The following is a 1391-nucleotide window of genomic DNA, read 5'->3' on the forward strand; positions in this document are numbered from 1 at the left end:
GCTGGGCGGTGCGGCTGGGCTCCTGGCAGAGTCCGGTGACGGTGGACCAGAAGATCCCGGCGTCCCTGATGGCGTCCAGGTCCAGTTCCTCGGCCTTGATCTGCAGGTCTGGTGCCGTGGGGAAGCGTCCATAGAAGTAGAGCGGGAAGTCCTCCGGCGGCTTGATGGCGCAGAACGTGACGGCGGTGGGCCATTCCTTGACCGCCGTGACGAAGGAGTCGTCCACGTTGAATTTGCGCAGTTCGCGGTGCAGGTACTTGCCGAAGGCGTCGTCGCCGGTGCGGGTGATGACGGCGGTGCGGCGGCCATGGCGGGCAGCGGCGACCGCTACGTTGGATGGGGATCCGCCAAGGTACTTTCCGAAGGACGTGACATCCTCCAGATCCACCCCGATGTCGTTCGGGTAGATATCAACACTGATGCGCCCGATCGTGAGCAGTTCGTGGGTCACGGTGATCGTGGACCTTTCTGGTGTGGACTCGATACCTTTGCGCAGCCTGAGCTTCGGCGTTTCTGCGGTGCTTATTCAGTGCTTTGGGGCCTGGCGTGAGCCGGGCCACAACCACTACTTTGCCTTAGAATCCATGTACTGTCAAAGGTTTGTACTGACATATTTACAACATGACACGGGGACTTCAAATGATGCCCCGCGCGGCGCCGCGGCGGCGGGGCAGGCGCCGGAAATACCCGGGTGTTTACCTGGCGGGAACGCCGAGTTCGCCGGTGACGTACTGGGCCTGCCCGAAACCGAACGACCAGTCCCCCGCGGTGTTCTCGACATATCCGATAAAAACGTCCTCGCCGGCGACCCCCGCGGCGGCCAGCCTGTCCGCAATGGCGGCAAACAGGGACTGCTTGGCGGACTGGCTTCGCCCGGCCTGGGTGAAGATCTGGATCATCACCACGTCCGGCGTCCGCTCGAAGCCGAGCCCGGCATCCTGGGCGACAATTTGCCCCTCGGGATGCTCGGTCAGCACGTGGAAGTAGTCCCGCTCTGGAATGCCAAATTCGGCCACGATCGCGTTGTGGATGCCCTGGCTGAGCCCGCGGAGCTGCTCCGCGCCGCGGCCCTGGTTGACGTCAATTCGTACGAGAGGCACTCGCATCTCCTTCACTAGTTTGTCCTGACATACTAACAAAGTAATTTGGAGCTGCGCAAGGATTCCGTGACAGCACACAGCAACGCGGGGTCACTTAGCGCCCATCCTCGGGTGCGGTATGGGCGCTAAGTGACCCCGCGTTGGGGTATTGCGCAGGCCGGAGCCCAGGGATAGCGTTAACAACCTAGAGATTGATCAACAAGGCGGTTGATTATCCATGGTCGGGACGGGAGGTGGGGACACCAAGTGGATTCCAGCGACGACAGCCAGCTCGACGCGGCCTTCCTGGCC

At 62.2% G+C, this 1391-nt stretch carries 2 protein-coding genes; both read right to left on the reverse strand.

Annotated features, from left to right (window positions below):
• Positions 1–451 (reverse strand): PfkB family carbohydrate kinase (locus LQV45_RS32560; protein WP_230011707.1); only part of this gene is annotated, 451 nt, incomplete at its 3' end.
• A 244-nt stretch (positions 452–695) separates the two neighbouring features.
• On the reverse strand, positions 696–1100 hold the full coding sequence (locus tag LQV45_RS32565) for a tautomerase family protein (protein WP_223914264.1): 405 nt from the start codon (positions 1098–1100) through the stop codon (positions 696–698).
• Positions 1101–1391: the final 291 nt, after the last annotated feature.

This window comes from Microbacterium sp. Bi128 (assembly GCF_918698205.1).